The organism is Streptomyces botrytidirepellens (assembly GCF_003721215.1).
Lineage (GTDB): Bacteria > Actinomycetota > Actinomycetes > Streptomycetales > Streptomycetaceae > Streptomyces > Streptomyces himastatinicus.
This window is the reverse complement of sequence record NZ_RIBZ01000015.1, coordinates 12997-27879: the sequence shown is the minus strand read 5'-3', so window position 1 is coordinate 27879 and position 14883 is coordinate 12997. Positions and strand designations below refer to the sequence as shown.

Here is a 14883-nt window from a genome sequence, read left to right as displayed (position 1 = left end):
AATTCCGTCGGCCTTTGAGTCATCGCCCGCTCCCGCCCGTACCCCTGTGCACCGGAGCCCATAGGAAGGGGACGGGCCGTGACGACGCTATTGAACAGCCGGGCCGGTCGACGGCTGGCCTTGCGCCAGATTCGGCCACGGCGCTCCCCCGCCGTGCCGCTGGTGCTGCTGAGCTGGGCAGGGGCGGCAGCGGTGCTGTCCCTGTGGTGGTTCAACACCCCGAACGTCACCGGCAACGCCGCCTGGCTGAACGGCGCCGGGCGGCTCAGCGGGCTGCTCGCCGGGTACGTCCTGGCGCTGGTGGTGCTCCAGATGGCGCGGGTGCCCGCGCTGGAGCGGCGGGTGGGCTCGGACCGGGTGGCGCGGTGGCACGCGATGAGCGGGCGGTACGCGCTGTGCCTGATCCTCGCTCATGTCGGCCTCATCATCGCGGGGTACGCGACCCAGGGCGGCGTCTCGTTCGTCGAGCAGACCGAGACCATGGTGCTCACCTTCCCCGACATGCTCGAGGCGACGATCGGCACGGTGACGCTCGTGGTGATCGGGCTGATCTCGGCCGGGATGGTGCGCCGCAGGCTGCCGTACGAGGTCTGGTACTACCTGCATCTGCTCACGTACGCGGCCGTCTTCCTGACGTTCTGGCACCAGCTCAGCAACGGAGCCGAGTTCGTGGGCGACATGACGGCCCAGACGGCGTGGTACGTGCTGTACGGCGCGGTCAGCGCGCTGGCGATCTGGTACCGGCTGCTGGTGCCGCTGCGGTTGAACATGCGGCACCGGATGAAGGTCGAGGCCGTCGTCCAGGAGGCGCCCGGGATCGTCTCGGTGCTGATCAAGGGGCGCAAGCTGCACCGGATCGGCGCGGAGGCGGGCCAGTTCTTCCGGTGGCGGTTCCTGGCCCCGCAGCTGCGGTGGGGTTCCCACCCGTACTCGCTGTCCGCCCCTCCCCGGCCCAATCTGCTGCGCATCACGGTGAAGGCGGTGGGCGGGCACAGCACCCGGCTCGCCGAGCTGAAGCCGGGGACCAGGGTGTGGGCCGAAGGGCCGTACGGGGCGATGACCGCGTCCCGCCGCAGCCAGGGCAAGGTGCTGATGATCGCCGGTGGGGCGGGCATCACCCCCATCCGCGCCCTGTTCGAGACGCTGCCCGGCAAGGGCGGCGACCTGACCCTGCTCTACCGCGCCCGGACCGTCGAGGACCTGGCGCTGTGGGGCGAACTGAAGCAGATCGCGACCGAGCGGGACGCCCGGCTGCTGTACGCCGTCAACGGGCCCGACGGGGCCCGGCCGGAGATCAGCGCGGAGCGGCTGCGGGCGCTGCTGCCGGACATCGACGAGCACGACGTCTATCTGTGCGGGCCCCCGGGCCTGACCGAGCACGCGTACGAGGCGCTGCACGACGCGGGGGTCCCGGACCGCCGTATCCATCATGAATCCTTCGAGCTGTGACCTGAGGTGGAGCCATGAAGAGGAAGCATCCGCTGCGCCGTATCCTGCTGGGCACCGCCGCCACCGTGGCCGGTGTCGTGGCGCTGCTCGCGCTGAAGCAGCCCGCCGGCGGCCAGAACGTCGCCGGACCGCCCGCCGGGCAGGCGCCGCCGCCCGTCGCGGCCACCGCGCCCTCGGGGGCGGCCGGGGGGCAGACCCTGACCGGTGACGTCGTCGACACGCAGTACGGGCCGGTGCAGGTCAGCGTCACCATGAGCGGCGGGAAGATCACCGCCGCGCAGGCCGTCAAGACGCCGAACTCCGGGCCGCGCAGCGAACAGATCGCCAAGGACTCCATCCCCCAGCTCAACCAGCAGGCGGTGTCCGCCGCCAAGGTCGACACCGTGTCCGGTGCGACGTACACCAGCGAGGGCTACGCCAAGTCCCTCCAGAGCGCTCTCGACAAGGCGGGTACCAAATGACGTCCTACGACGAGTACGGCGAGCCCGAGCCGCTGCGCCATGTCGAGCACGTCATGGGCACCGTCTTCTCCTTCGACCTGCGCGAGGTCCACGACGCCGACCGGCCCCGGGTGCTGGCCGCGCTGGACGGGGCCGTGGTGGGGCTCCACCGGGTGGACGAGCTGTTCTCCACGTACCGCCAGGACAGCCAGATCAGCCGTCTCGGGCGCGAGGAGCTGACGCTGTCGCAGTGCGAGCCGGAGGTACGGGACGTACTGGAGCTGTGCGAGGAGTTCACGTACCGCAGCGACGGCTGGTTCACCCCGCACTACGCCGGGGGGCGGCCCGATCCGACCGGCCTGGTCAAGGGGTGGGCCGTCGAACGCGCCGCCCGGATGCTGGCCTCGGCGGGCGCCGGTTCGGTGTGCGTCAACGGCGGCGGCGACGTGCAGGTGCACGGCGGCCCGTGGCGGGTGGGCATCGCCGACCCGATGCGGCGCGGTGAGCTGCTCGCGGTGGTCGAGGCGCACGGCGAGCTGGCCGTGGCCACCTCGGGCCCGGCCGAGCGCGGCTGCCACATCCTCGACCCGCACACCGGCCGCCCCCCGGCGGACGGCCTCGCCTCCGTCACGGTGGTCGGCACCAGCCTGACGGAGGCGGACGCCTGGGCGACGGCGGCCTGCGCGATGGGCGCCGAACGCGCCCGCCCGTGGCTTCAGCGCCAGCCTGGCGCGGAGGCGTTCGTGGTGACGGCGGAGGGGACGACGTGGCAGACGAGCGGTTTCGCGCGTTTTTCGGCTGAGCTGTGCGTGTCGTGAGAGGCCCGCTGGCCCGCTGTTCAGCGGTGGCCGCGTACGGCGTCGGCCAGGAGTCCCGCGTGGCCGTAGCTCAGGTCCTTCACGGCCGTGAGCAGCGTGAGCGTGCCGTGTCCGGCCAGCTCGCGCAGATGGTCCACGGCCTCGCGGTGCTCCGGTTCGGCCAGCTCCGCGCGGTACCGCCGGGCGAACTCCGCGTACCGCTCCGGCTCGTGCCCGTACCAGCGTCGTAGCTCGGTGGAGGGAGCTGCGGCCTTGGCCCACTCGTCCAGCCGGGCGTCGGCCTTCGCCAGGCCGCGCGGCCAGATCCGGTCCACCAGGACGCGCGTGCCGTCGTCCGGCTCCGGGGTGTCGTACACGCGGCGGACCCGGATCCCGGGGCGGTCCCGCCGACCGTTTTTGTCTGCCATGTCTCCATCGAACCATCCCTGTGGCCTCGACCTGGGCGGATAATGCGCCACATGGGAAAGGTGCATGAACGTATCGACGGCAGACTTCGCACATTCATCGAACAGCAGAAGATCTTCTTCACCGCCACCGCCCCGCTGGCCGGGGACGGGACCGTGAATCTCTCCCCCAAAGGGGTGTCCGGGTCGTTCGCCGTGCTCGACGAACTGACCGTGGCCTACCTGGACTTTTCCGGGAGCAACGCGGAGACCATCGCCCATCTGCGCGAAAACGGCCGCATCACGCTGATGTGGTGCGCCTTTGACGGGCCGCCGAACATCGTGCGGGTGCACGGGCGGGGCGAGCCGGTGTTCCGCGACGACCCGCGCTTCGCCGAGCTGGTCAAGCACTTTCCGGCTGTCGATGTGCACACGCACGGGCTGCGGGCCGTGATTGTGGTGACCGCTGAGCTGATCCGGGACACGTGTGGGTACGCGGTGCCCTTCATGGACTACCGCGAGGACCGCACGCTGCACGCCCAGCGGTTCCGGCGCGAGGACGACGAGACGAAGCTGACCGCTTACTGCGAGCGGAAGGACCATGTCGCCAGCAGCCTGGACGGGCTGCCGGGGTTGCCGCTTCCGCTGCCGCCGCTGTCGTTGTGACGGCTTCCTTGTAGCGACCACATAACGAGACGGTCTTGCGGAACGGGGCTCGCGCGGCGTTCCATCGCGCGGTGCGATCCGAATCCAAGAGCCCCGCGACGGACTCCGCAGAGTCCGGTCCCGGGCCCGCCGACCGGGCGGCCCGGCGGGCCGTCACCGTCTTTCCCCTGCTCGTCCTCGCCGCCGGAGTGGCGGGCCTGAGTACCCCCGGCACCTTCACCGGCTGGGCGCCGCAGGTGCCCTACCTGCTCGGCGTGATCATGTTCTGCATGGGGCTCACCATGACCCCGCAGGACTTCACCGGTGTGCTGAAGCGGCCCTGGGCCGTGGCGCTCGGGCTGGTCGCGCACTACGTGATCATGCCCGGGCTGGGGTGGCTCATCGCCCAGGGGCTCGGGCTGTCGCCGCAGTTGGCCGCCGGTGTCATCCTGGTCGGCTGCGCGCCGAGCGGGACGGCCTCGAATGTGGTCACGTATCTGGCGCGGGGTGATGTCGCCCTGTCCGTCTCGGTCGCCACCGTCTCCACCGTGCTCGCCCCGCTGATCACCCCGCCGCTGACGCTGCTGCTGGCCGGGGAATTCCTGCCCGTCGACGCGCAGTCGATGGTCACCGACATCCTGAAGACGGTGCTGCTGCCGGTGGTGGGCGGACTGGTCGTACGGCTGCTGGCCGGGCGTTACATCGGGCGGGTGCTGGGGGTGCTGCCGTGGCTGTCGGCCGTGACCATCGGGTTCATCGTGGCGGTGGTCGTCGCGGGCAGCGCGGACGCGATTCGGTCGGCGGCGGCGTTGGTGCTGGTGGCCGTCGTGCTGCACAACGGGCTGGGGCTGGCGCTGGGGTATGCGGCGGGGAAGGTGGCCCGGCTGGGGGCGCCCGCGAGTCGGGCGATGGCCTTCGAGGTCGGCATGCAGAACTCCGGCCTCGCGGCGTCGCTCGCCACGGCGCACTTCAGCCCGTTGGCGGCCCTTCCGGCGGCCGTCTTCTCCGTGTGGCACAACGTGTCGGGGTCGGTGGTGGCGGCGTGGATGGCACGCCGTGGGCGCCGGTCGGAGGCGGAGTAGCCCCCACCCCGCCCCTCCCCGACCCCGGGGCTCCGCCCCGGCCCCCGCTCCTCAAGCGCCGGAGGGGCTGGGTAGTCCCCGAACGCCGGAGGGCTGAGCGGTGGGACTCCGCGCCGTGGTTGCCCGTGCGTTACCGCCTCTACTGAACGGTTCCAGCGGAGCCGCCTGGAGAGACAAGCCCTGTCTCGTAGGCGAGGACGACGGCCTGGGCTCGGTCGCGCAGGGTGAGTTTGGCGAAGATCCGGGCCACATGGGTCTTCACCGTCGCCTCACTGAGTGTCAGCGTCTGCGCCAGCTCGCTGTTGGACAGACCCCGGCCCATGAGCGTCAGCACCTCACGCTCCCGCTGCGTCAGGACGGCCAGGTCGCGGTGGACGGTCGGGGTCCCGGGCCTGGGGGCTCCGGCGGAGGCGCTGGGTCGGTGTTCGCGTCCGGCACCGTTTCGTCGTTCACCCCCGGCAAAACGCTCCACCAGGCGGCGGGTGATCGAGGGTGCGAGCAGTGCGTCGCCGGTCCTGACCAGACGTACGGCGGAGGCGAGGTGTTCGGGGGTGACGTCCTTGAGGAGGAAGCCGCTGGCACCGGCGGCGAGGGCGGCATAGACGTAGCGGTCGAGGTCGAAGGTGGTCAGCATGATCACCCGGCAGTCCGGGACCTGCGCGAGTACGCGGCGGGCGGCCTCCAGACCGTCCATGCCGGGCATCCGGATGTCCATCAGCACAACGTCGGGTCGCAGCCCGCACACCGCTGCCACCGCCGCCGCCCCGTCGGCGGCCTCGCCCACCACGTCGATTCCGCGGGCGGTCAGGATCAGCCGGAAGCCGGTGCGGACGAGTTCCTGGTCGTCGGCGACGACGACGCGGGGGGCGGGTTCGGCGGGCGTCATGGCCGGTCCAGGGGGATCCGGGCGCGGACGCGGTAGCCGCCGCCGAGGCGGCGGCGGGCGTCCAGGTCGCCGCCGTAGACGGCGACCCGCTCCCGCAGCCCGAGCAACCCGCGTCCGGCTCCGTCTGCCCGGTCGGCGGCCGGGCCGCTCGGAGATGCGGAGCCGCCGGTCGTCAGGACGCTCGGCCCGCTGTTCAGTACCTCGACCCGCAGGTAGTGATCCGCGTACCGCACTGTCACCTCGGCCTTCGCCGTGTTCCCGTGTTTGAGGGCATTGGTCAGCGCCTCCTGGATGATCCGGTAGGCGGTGACATCGATTCCGCCCGGCAGCGGGCGTGGTTCCCCGGAGATGCGTACTTCTACGGGCAGTCCGGCGAAGGCGAACCGGTCGATCAGCGGGCTGAGCCTGCTCAGGCTTGGCTGTGGCGACAGATCCGTACCGCAGGGCTCGTCGTCGCCGTTCTGTGCGGGGGCGAGGAGGCCGAGCAGGTGCCGCAGCTCGGTCATCGCGTTCCGTCCGGCGCTCTCGACCGCGCTCATCGCGGCCGCGGCCTCGTCCGGCATGGTGGCCAGCACCTCGCGAGCGGCACCGGCCTGGACCACCATGAGGCTCACGTTGTGGCTGACGATGTCGTGGAGGTCCGCCGCGATCCGGGCTCGCTCGGCGTCGACCGCGGTCCGTGCCGCGCTCTCCCGCTCCCGCTCCAGCAGCCAGCCGCGCTCCTCGATGGCCGATCGGTGGCGCCGCCGCACCCGGATGAGGGCCGCGCCCAGCCAGGCGGCGGCAGCGCACACCGCCGCCAACGCGATGACCAGCCACCCCACCCCTGAACTCCACACTCCGTCAGCCTCGCAGCCCCGCCCCATGATCCGCATCATTCCCAGGGCGCAGCTCCGTACATCCCCGGGATGACGGGCCCGTACGGTTACATCCGGGGAGGGACGCCGCCCCGTCCCGCCGATCCTAGGTTCGTGCCATGACTGATGATCCCGGCAGTTCGCAGCAGGCCGTCGTACGGCTGGACGGCGTACACAAGGAATACGGCGACGCCAAGGCCCTGGACGGCATGTCCCTGGAGATCCGCGCGGGGGACGCGGTCGCTGTGATGGGGCCCTCCGGCTGCGGCAAGTCCACCCTGCTCAACATGGTCGCGGGCCTGGACCGGCCGACATCCGGCACCGTCGAGGTCCACGGCCAGGACCTCGGCAAGCTGAACGAGACCGGGCTGGCCCTGTTCCGGCGGCGGAACATCGGCATCATCTTCCAGTTCTTCAACCTCATCGACGACCTTCCGGCGCTGGACAACGTGGCGCTGGCCGCTCAGCTGACCGGGACCTCGGCCCGGCAGGCTCGCCGTCGTGCGCTGGAACTCCTCGACGAACTCGGCGTCGCCGACCGCAAGGGCACCTATCCGGCCGCGCTGAGCGGTGGGGAGCGCCAGCGGGTCGCCGTGGCCAGGGCGCTGATGAACCGTCCGGCCCTGCTGCTGGCCGACGAGCCGACCGGTGCCCTGGACAGCCGCTCGGGCGAGCAGGTGATGGACCTGCTGATCGACCTCAACCAGATCGGCCAGACCCTTTTGATCGTCACCCATGACCCGCATCTGGCCACCCGCTGCGCCAGCCGTCTGATCGAGGTGGCCGACGGCCGGGTGGCCCGCGAGAGCGCGCTGGAGCCGACCGCATGAGCGCCGTCTGGGCGGCCTCGCGCGCGGTCGTGAAGCGCCGCAAGGTCCAGACGGCCGTCATAGGACTTGTCGTGCTGTGCTCCACCACGACCATCCTGCTCACGCTGGCACTGCTGAGCGCTGCCTCGGCACCCTTCGAGCGGGCCTTCGGCCAGCAGCGCGGCGCCCATGTGGTGGCGGCCTTCGACCGGGCCAAGGTCTCGGACACCCAACTGGCGCGCACCGCCGGGCGGCCGGGTGTCCAGGCCGCCGCGGGTCCGTATCTCCAGGCCGTCGTCGACCTACCCGAACAGTGGCTGTGGGTCCCGTCCGGCCCCCTGACGGTTGTGGGCCGGTCCGACCCGGCGGGCACCGTGGACCGCATCCGTCTCCTGGAGGGCCGCTGGGCCACCAAGCCCGGTGAGATCGTCGTCAACGTCCAAGGCACCCCCGGCCCGGACAAGCTGGGTACGCAGCTCAAGGTACGCGGTGCCCCGGCACTCACCGTCGTCGGCTTCGCCACCAGCATGAGCAAGTCCGCCGGAGCCTGGGTCGCGCCCGAACAGATGGCCGCGCTGCACCCGGCCTCCGTCCAGATGCTCTACCGCTTCACACAGTCCTCCACCGACCGGCAGATCCGCGACAGCCTGTCGGAGGCCACCGCGAGGCTGCCCACGGGCTCGCTGACCACCACGCAGTCCTCCCTCACGCTCAAGCGAGCCTTCTCCGCAGGGGTCGATTCCTACCTCCCGTTCTTGACGGTCTTCGGCATCCTCGGCCTGCTGATCTCCGCCCTGATCGTCGGGAACGTGGTCAGCGGAGTGGTCGTCTCCGGGTACCGGCACATCGGGGTGCTCAAGGCGCTGGGCTTCACGCCGAACCAGGTGGTTGCGGTCTACCTCACGATGGTCTCCGTACCCGCGGTCGCCGGCTGTGTCGTCGGCACCCTGATCGGCGACGCGCTGTCGCAGCCCATCCTGCGGGACGCCTTCAGCGGAATCGAGACCGGCAGTGCCGCCATCGGCGTCAGCCCCTGGGTGTACGCCGTCTGCCTGCTGGGCATGCCTGCCCTCGCCATCCTCGCCGCGCTGGTCCCCGCGCTCCGCGCGCACCGGCTCTCCGCGTCCCGGGCGATCAGCGCGGGCAACGCACCGCGGACCGGGCGCGGGCTGCGTATCCAGCGGGGGCTCAGCGGCACCCGGCTGCCGCGCGCCGTGAGCCTGGGCCTGGGCCAGCCCTTCGCCCGCCCGGGCCGCACCCTCATGACGATGGGGGCCATCGTCCTCGGCGTCACGACCGTGACGCTGACGACCGGTCTGACCAGCACCATGGTCGCGTTCGGGAAACACGGCCAGAGCAACGGCGCCGCCTGGGTGAACGTGGAGGCGGGCAGGCCCGGGCTCGGGCAGAAAGCCCCGAAACTGAGCGACCGCCAGATCGAGGAACGGCTGCGGTCCCTTCCCGGAGCGGATCTGGTGACCGCCCGCGCACTCACCAAGGTGCGCCTGGCCGGGTACACGCAGACCGCCTTCGCGAACTTCTACCGCGGGGACACCCAGATGTACGACTCCGAGATCGTCAGGGGGCACTGGCCGCACGGACGGGGCGAGGTCGCGGCCGCGCCGGCGTTCCTGAACCAGCACGGGCTCGTGGTCGGCGACCGGATCACCCTGTATCTGAATGGCAGACAGGCACGCGTCACCGTCGTCGGTGAACTCATCGAAGGCAACCCCCAGGCCGTGGAATCCACCTGGCAGACCCTGGCCGAGCTCGCCCCGGACCTGCGGGCCGTCGAGTACACGGTCGCACTCGCCGAGGGCGCCGACGCCGAGGCGTACGCCAAAGCGGTCAAGGCATCCGGCCCGGGCCTCTATCTGCTGCCCGGCGGCTCGACGAACACCACCACCGCGACCGTCGTCAGCTTCTCGGCGGTGTTCACCGTGCTGCTGACCATCGTCGCGGCTCTGGGCGTCTTCAACACGGTTCTGCTGAACACCCGGGAACGCCGCCGCGACCTGGGCATGCTCAAGTCGATCGGCATGACGCCGCGCCAGGTCACGGTGATGACCGTGACGTCCGTGGCGGGGTTGGGCGCGGTCGGCGGGCTGCTGGGGATACCCCTCGGGATCGCCGCGCACCGGCTGCTCGTGGACCACGTGGGAGTGGTTGCGTTCCCGGAGTCCATGAAGGACGTCTGGCACGCGCCGCAGTTGGCCGTACTGGCCCTGGCGGGGGTCGTGATCGCCGTCCTCGGCGCGCTGATCCCGGCCCGCTCGGCGGCGCGGCTGACGATCGCCAAGGTGCTGCACAACGAGTAGGCCGTCCGTACCCCCGGGGCAGCGGGGGCCGGACGGGCCCCGGGCTCAGCGGGCCTTTTGGGCCAGGCGTAGGAGGTGGTCGGCCAGGGCCTGGCCGCCTGCTGGGTCGCGGCTGATGAGGAGCACCGTGTCGTCACCCGCGATCGAGCCGAGGATCACGTGCAGCTCCGCCGAGTCGATGGCCGAGGCCAGGAACTGGGCCGCGCCGGGTGGGGTGCGGAGGACGACGAGGTTGGCGGAGGCCTCGGCCGAGATGAGGAGTTCGGCCGCGAGGCGCGCCATGCGCGCCTCGCTCGCCGACTCGCCGAGCGGGGCGCGGGGGGTGCGGTCGCCGCCCTCGCTGGGGACCGCGTAGATCAGCTCACCGCCGGTGTTGCGGATCTTGACCGCGCCCAGTTCGTCCAGGTCGCGGGAGAGCGTCGCCTGGGTGACGGAGAGCCCGTCGTCGGCGAGGAGCTTCGCGAGCTGGCTCTGGGAGCGGACCGGCTGCCGGTTCAGGATGTCCACGATCCGGCGGTGGCGGGCGGTGCGGGTCTGCGGCACGGACGGTCCGTTGTGGTTCCCGTCGGCGTCGTGGGCGGTGTCGTTCGCCGCGTCGGTGTGCTGCGCCTCGGTCATCGTCTCGTCAGTCTCCGGATCATCGTTCCCCTTGGCCCTCGTGCGCGGCGTTCAGGACGGCCGTCAGGACGCCGGGCAGCTCCCGGAGCAGGGTGTCCACCTCGTCGTCGCCGACGACGAGCGGCGGCGCGAGCCGGACCACGTCCGGCCCGGTCGCGTTCACCAGGAGTCCCGCGTCCTGAGCCGCCTGCTGCACCTGCGGCGCGAGGGACTCTGTGAGCACGATACCGAGCAGCAGGCCCGCGCCACGGACGTGGCCGATCAGAGCGTGGTCGAGCGATTCGATTCCGTCACGCAACCGCTCCCCCGCCCGCTTGACGCGGTCGAGGATTCCATCGGCTTCGATGGTGTCGAGGACGGCGACGGCGGCGGCGCAGGAGACGGGGTTCCCGCCGAAGGTGGACCCGTGCTGACCTGGGGTCAGTAGGTCGGCGGCGGGGCCGAAGGCGACGGTGGCGCCGATGGGGAGGCCGCCGCCGAGGCCCTTGGCGAGGGTGACGACGTCGGGCTCGACGCCCTGTGCCTGGTGCTCGAACCAGTGTCCGGTACGGCCGATTCCGGTCTGTACCTCGTCCACCACGAGCAGCGTGCCGGTGGCCCGGGTGATCTCGCGGGCGGCGGCCAGGTAGCCCGCCGGGGGGACGATGACGCCGTTCTCGCCCTGGATGGGTTCGAGGATGACCAGCGCGGTGTCGGTGGTGACGGCCGCGCGCAGGGCCTCGACGTCGCCGTACGGCACATGGGTGACGTCACCCGGCAGCGGAAGGAAGGGTTCCTGCTTGGCGGGCTGGCCGGTCAGGGCCAGGGAGCCCATGGTGCGGCCGTGGAAGCCGCCGGTGGTGGCGACCATATGGGTACGGCCGGTCCGCCGCCCGATCTTGAAGGCGCCCTCGACCGCCTCCGCGCCGGAGTTGGAGAAGTAGACCCGCCCGGCGCGGCCGAAGAGCTGGAGCAGCCGCTCGGCGAGGGCTACCGGGGGCTCGGCGACGAAGAGGTTCGAGACGTGGCCAAGGGTGGCGACCTGGTCGGATACGGCCCGTACGACGGCGGGGTGGGCGTGGCCGAGGGAGTTGACGGCGATACCGCTGACGAAGTCGAGGTATTCCTTGCCGTCCGCGTCCCACACCGTGGCGCCCTCGCCGTGGGTGAGCGGCACGCGCGGGGTGCCGTAGTTGTCCATCATCGCGCCCTGCCAGCGCTGCGTCAGCTCCGCGTTGCTCACTGATTCTCCCCCTCGTGCTCCGCGTCCGGCACGACCATCGTGCCGATTCCCTCGTCGGTGAAGATCTCCAGCAGGATCGAGTGCTGCACCCGTCCGTCGATGACGCGCGCGGTGGTGACGCCGTTGCGCACGGCGTGCAGACAGCCCTGCATCTTGGGCACCATGCCGCTGGCCAGCTCGGGCAGCAGCTTCTCCAGCTCGCTCGCGCCGAGCTGGCTGATCACCTCGTCGCTGTGGGGCCAGTCCGCGTACAGGCCCTCGACGTCGGTGAGGACCATCAGCGTCTCGGCGTTCAGGGCGGCGGCGAGCGCGGCCGCCGCCGTGTCGGCGTTGACGTTGTAGACGTGGCCGTCGTCGGAGCTGCGCGCGATGGAGGAGACGACCGGGATGCGGCCGTCGTCCAGCAGCGCCTTGATGGCGCCGGTGTCGATGTCGGTGATCCGGCCGACCCGGCCGATGTCCACCTGTTCGCCGTCGATGTCGGCGAAGTGCTTGGTCGCGGACATCAGGTGGGCGTCCTCGCCGGTCATGCCGACGGCGAGCGGGCCGTGCTGGTTGAGCAGCCCGACCAGCTCGCGCTGCACCTGCCCGGCCAGCACCATCCGTACGACGTCCATCGCGTCGTCGGTGGTGACGCGCAGGCCCGCCTTGAACTCGCTCACCAGGCCGTGCCGGTCGAGCTGCGCGCTGATCTGCGGGCCGCCGCCGTGGACGACGACCGGGCGCAGCCCGGCGTGGCGCAGGAAGACGACGTCCTGGGCGAAGGCGGCCTTCAGCTCCTCGTCCACCATGGCGTTGCCGCCGAACTTGATGACGACGGTCTTGCCGTGGTGCCGGGTCAGCCAGGGCAGCGCCTCGATGAGGATGCGCGCCTTGGGCTGGGCGGTGTGCTTGCGGGCGGTCGGCTGGTCCGCCTTCTGGGACTGGTCCGCCTTCTGGGACGCATTCGGCTCGCTCATGATGAGTACGCGCTGTTCTCGTGGACGTAGTCGGCGGTCAGGTCGTTGGCCCAGATGACGGCGGATTCGCTGCCCGCGGCCAGATCGGCGGTGATGCGCACCTCGCGGTAGCGCATGTCGACCAGCTCGCGGTCCTCGCCGACCGAACCGTTCTTGCAGACCCACACGTCGTTGATGGCCACGTTGAGCTGGTCGGGCTCGAAGACGGCGGAGGTGGTGCCGATCGCGGACAGCACCCGGCCCCAGTTGGGGTCCTCGCCGTGGATGGCGCACTTGAGGAGGTTGTTGCGGGCGATCGAGCGGCCCACCTCCACGGCGTCGTCCTCGGTGGCCGCGCCGACGACCTCGATGCGGATGTCCTTGGAGGCGCCCTCGGCGTCCCCGATCAGCTGCCGCGCGAGGTCGGCGCAGACGGTGCGGACCGCCTCGGCGAACGCGTCCGCGGCGGGGGTGACCCCGGAGGCGCCGGAGGCCAGCAGCAGCACGGTGTCGTTGGTCGACATGCAGCCGTCGGAGTCGATGCGGTCGAAGGTGGTGCGGGTGGCGTCGCGCAGCGCGGCGTCCAGCGCGGGGGCCTCGAGGTCGGCGTCGGTGGTGAGGACGACGAGCATGGTGGCCAGGCCCGGGGCCAGCATGCCCGCGCCCTTGGCCATGCCGCCGACGGTCCACGCCCCGTCCGGGCCTTGGGCGACGGCCGTCTTGTGCACGGTGTCGGTGGTCTTGATGGCGATGGCGGCCTTCTCGCCGCCGTGCTCGCTCAGTGCGGCCGCGGCCGTCTCGAGGCCGGACAGCAGGGGGTCCATGGGCAGCCGGAGGCCGATGAGCCCGGTGGAGGCGATGGCGACCTCGCCCGCGCTGTGCCCGAGGACCTCGGCGGTCTTCTCGGCGGTCGCGTGGGTGTCCTGGAAGCCGAGCGGGCCGGTGCAGGCGTTGGCGCCGCCGGAGTTGAGGACGACGGCGGAGACCTGGCCGCCCTTCAGCACCTGCTCGGACCAGAGCACCGGGGCGGCCTTGACGCGGTTGGAGGTGAAGACGCCCGCGGCGGCCAGCCGTGGTCCGTTGTTGACGACGAGAGCGAGATCGGGGTTCCCGTTCTCCTTGATCCCTGCCGCGACGCCGGAGGCGGTGAAGCCCTTGGCTGCCGTCACACTCATGGAGCGACTCCGATCGTGGAAAGTCCCAGCTCCTCGGGGAGGCCGAGGGCGATGTTCATGCTCTGGACCGCGCCGCCCGCGGTGCCCTTGGTGAGGTTGTCGATCGCGCTGATCACGATGACCCGGCCGACCGCCTCGTCGTGGGCGACCTGGAGCAGGGCGGTGTTGGATCCGTACACGGCGGCGGTGGAGGGCCACTGGCCCTCCGGCAGCAGGTGGACAAACGGTTCGTCGCCCAGCGCCTTCTCGTACGCGGCCCGCAGCGCCCCCGCCGTCACGCCGGGCTTCGCCGGGGCGCTGCACGTGGCCAGGATGCCGCGGGACATGGGGGCGAGGGTCGGGGTGAACGAGACCGAGACCCGCTCGCCCGCGGCGGTCGACAGGTTCTGGATCATCTCCGGGGTGTGCCGGTGTCCGCCGCCCACGCCGTACGGGCTCATGGAGCCCATGACCTCGCTGCCCAGCAGATGCGGCTTGGGCGACTTGCCCGCGCCCGAGGTTCCGGTGGCGGCGACGATCACGGCCTCGGGCCCGACCAGCCCGGCCGCGTACGCCGGGAACAGCGCGAGCGAGACCGCGGTGGGGTAGCAGCCGGGCACCGCGACGCGCCGGGAGCCCTTGAGTGCGGCGCGCGCCCCGGGCAGCTCGGGCAGGCCGTACGGCCAGGTGCCGGCGTGCGGCGAGCCGTAGAACTTCTCCCAGTCGGCCGCGTCCTCCAGCCGGAAGTCCGCACCGCAGTCGATCACCAGCACCTGGTCGCCGAGCTGCTCGGCGACGGCGGCGGACTGCCCGTGCGGCAGGGCGAGGAAGACCACGTCATGCCCGGCCAGCGCCTCGGCCCCGGTCGGCGCCAGCACCCGGTCGGCCAGCGGGAGGAGGTGCGGCTGGAGGGCCGCGAGCGGCTGGCCCGCGTTGCTGTTGCCGGTCAGCGCGCCGATCTCGACCTCGGGGTGCGCGAGCAGCAGCCGCAGCAGCTCACCGCCCGCGTATCCGCTCGCTCCCGCCACCGCTGCGCGTATCGCCATTGCCATCCTCCCTTACGGATGGCATGACTATACGATCGACGGCAGCTTTATGCAAAGAAGTTTCCGGCCAGGCCCGAGGCCTGCTGCGCATCGACAACGGGGAACCGCTCGCACAGCAGTGAATGAATCGCCTTTCGTGCCCTGCCGACCGCGGGCTAGTGTTCACGCAGCGAGTGACTCACGAGGAGCGAAGACATGCCCGGTCGTCCGAGCACGCG

15 protein-coding genes are annotated in these 14883 nt (G+C 71.6%); 7 read left to right on the top strand and 8 right to left on the bottom strand.

All coding sequences use genetic code 11. The annotated features are described in order from the left end of the window. Nucleotides 1–78: 78 nt before the first annotated feature. From EEJ42_RS00645 to EEJ42_RS00635, 3 genes are read left to right on the top strand one after another with little or no spacing between them, the layout of a single operon-like run. On the top strand, nucleotides 79–1449 hold the full coding sequence (locus tag EEJ42_RS00645; protein ID WP_123098080.1) for a ferredoxin reductase family protein: 1371 nt from the start codon (nucleotides 79–81) through the stop codon (nucleotides 1447–1449). A gap of 14 nt (nucleotides 1450–1463) precedes the next feature. Further along, a complete protein-coding gene (locus EEJ42_RS00640) occupies nucleotides 1464–1910 on the top strand; it encodes an FMN-binding protein (RefSeq protein ID WP_123098079.1) in 447 nt (148 codons plus the stop codon). Beyond that, nucleotides 1907–2707: an FAD:protein FMN transferase gene (locus EEJ42_RS00635; protein ID WP_246095935.1), complete on the top strand. Its 801-nt coding sequence runs from the start codon at nucleotides 1907–1909 to the stop codon at nucleotides 2705–2707. The genes EEJ42_RS00640 and EEJ42_RS00635 overlap by 4 nt, the downstream gene beginning before the upstream one ends. A gap of 20 nt (nucleotides 2708–2727) precedes the next feature. Here the strand turns inward: EEJ42_RS00635 and EEJ42_RS00630 are convergent, their stop codons facing one another. Further along, on the bottom strand, nucleotides 2728–3114 hold the full coding sequence (locus EEJ42_RS00630; RefSeq protein ID WP_123098078.1) for a DUF488 domain-containing protein: 387 nt from the start codon (nucleotides 3112–3114) through the stop codon (nucleotides 2728–2730). Nucleotides 3115–3165: 51 nt separating this feature from the next. On the opposite strand from EEJ42_RS00630, the gene EEJ42_RS00625 reads away from it, so the two are divergent. Beyond that, entirely contained in the window at nucleotides 3166–3756 is a 591-nt protein-coding gene (locus EEJ42_RS00625) for a pyridoxamine 5'-phosphate oxidase family protein (protein WP_123098077.1), read from the top strand. A 71-nt stretch (nucleotides 3757–3827) separates the two neighbouring features. Continuing rightward, nucleotides 3828–4817, top strand: coding sequence for a bile acid:sodium symporter family protein (locus tag EEJ42_RS00620; RefSeq protein ID WP_123098076.1), 990 nt, complete (start codon nucleotides 3828–3830; stop codon nucleotides 4815–4817). A gap of 139 nt (nucleotides 4818–4956) precedes the next feature. Here EEJ42_RS00620 and EEJ42_RS00615 read toward each other — a convergent pair whose 3' ends face one another. Together EEJ42_RS00615 and EEJ42_RS00610 are read right to left on the bottom strand one after the other, a co-directional pair. Then, the gene (locus EEJ42_RS00615; RefSeq protein WP_123098075.1) at nucleotides 4957–5703 is read right to left on the bottom strand and encodes a response regulator; all 747 of its coding nucleotides are present in this window, start codon (nucleotides 5701–5703) and stop codon (nucleotides 4957–4959) included. Beyond that, nucleotides 5700–6527, bottom strand: a complete 828-nt coding sequence (locus EEJ42_RS00610) for a sensor histidine kinase (protein WP_246095934.1) — start codon at nucleotides 6525–6527, stop codon at nucleotides 5700–5702. Before EEJ42_RS00610 ends, EEJ42_RS00615 begins: the two co-directional genes overlap by 4 nt. A 152-nt stretch (nucleotides 6528–6679) precedes the next feature. Between EEJ42_RS00610 and EEJ42_RS00605 the strand changes: the two genes are divergently transcribed. Continuing rightward, complete coding sequence (locus EEJ42_RS00605; protein WP_123098074.1) at nucleotides 6680–7390, top strand: ABC transporter ATP-binding protein; 711 nt, start codon at nucleotides 6680–6682, stop codon at nucleotides 7388–7390. Continuing rightward, a complete protein-coding gene (locus tag EEJ42_RS00600; protein WP_123098073.1) occupies nucleotides 7387–9687 on the top strand; it encodes an FtsX-like permease family protein in 2301 nt (766 codons plus the stop codon). Before EEJ42_RS00605 ends, EEJ42_RS00600 begins: the two co-directional genes overlap by 4 nt. A 45-nt stretch (nucleotides 9688–9732) precedes the next feature. Here EEJ42_RS00600 and EEJ42_RS00595 read toward each other — a convergent pair whose 3' ends face one another. From EEJ42_RS00595 to argC, 5 genes are read right to left on the bottom strand one after another with little or no spacing between them, the layout of a single operon-like run. Further along, nucleotides 9733–10305, bottom strand: a complete 573-nt coding sequence (locus EEJ42_RS00595) for an arginine repressor (protein ID WP_009713772.1) — start codon at nucleotides 10303–10305, stop codon at nucleotides 9733–9735. A 19-nt stretch (nucleotides 10306–10324) separates the two neighbouring features. Then, nucleotides 10325–11527 (bottom strand): acetylornithine transaminase, encoded by a 1203-nt coding sequence (locus tag EEJ42_RS00590; protein WP_123098072.1) that lies wholly within the window; start codon nucleotides 11525–11527, stop codon nucleotides 10325–10327. Beyond that, entirely contained in the window at nucleotides 11524–12486 is a 963-nt protein-coding gene (argB, locus tag EEJ42_RS00585) for an acetylglutamate kinase (RefSeq protein ID WP_246095933.1), read from the bottom strand. Before argB ends, EEJ42_RS00590 begins: the two co-directional genes overlap by 4 nt. After that, entirely contained in the window at nucleotides 12483–13640 is a 1158-nt protein-coding gene (gene argJ / locus EEJ42_RS00580; protein ID WP_123098071.1) for a bifunctional glutamate N-acetyltransferase/amino-acid acetyltransferase ArgJ, read from the bottom strand. Before argJ ends, argB begins: the two co-directional genes overlap by 4 nt. Next, a complete protein-coding gene (gene argC / locus EEJ42_RS00575; protein WP_123098070.1) occupies nucleotides 13637–14665 on the bottom strand; it encodes an N-acetyl-gamma-glutamyl-phosphate reductase in 1029 nt (342 codons plus the stop codon). Before argC ends, argJ begins: the two co-directional genes overlap by 4 nt. Nucleotides 14666–14883 lie beyond the last annotated feature (218 nt).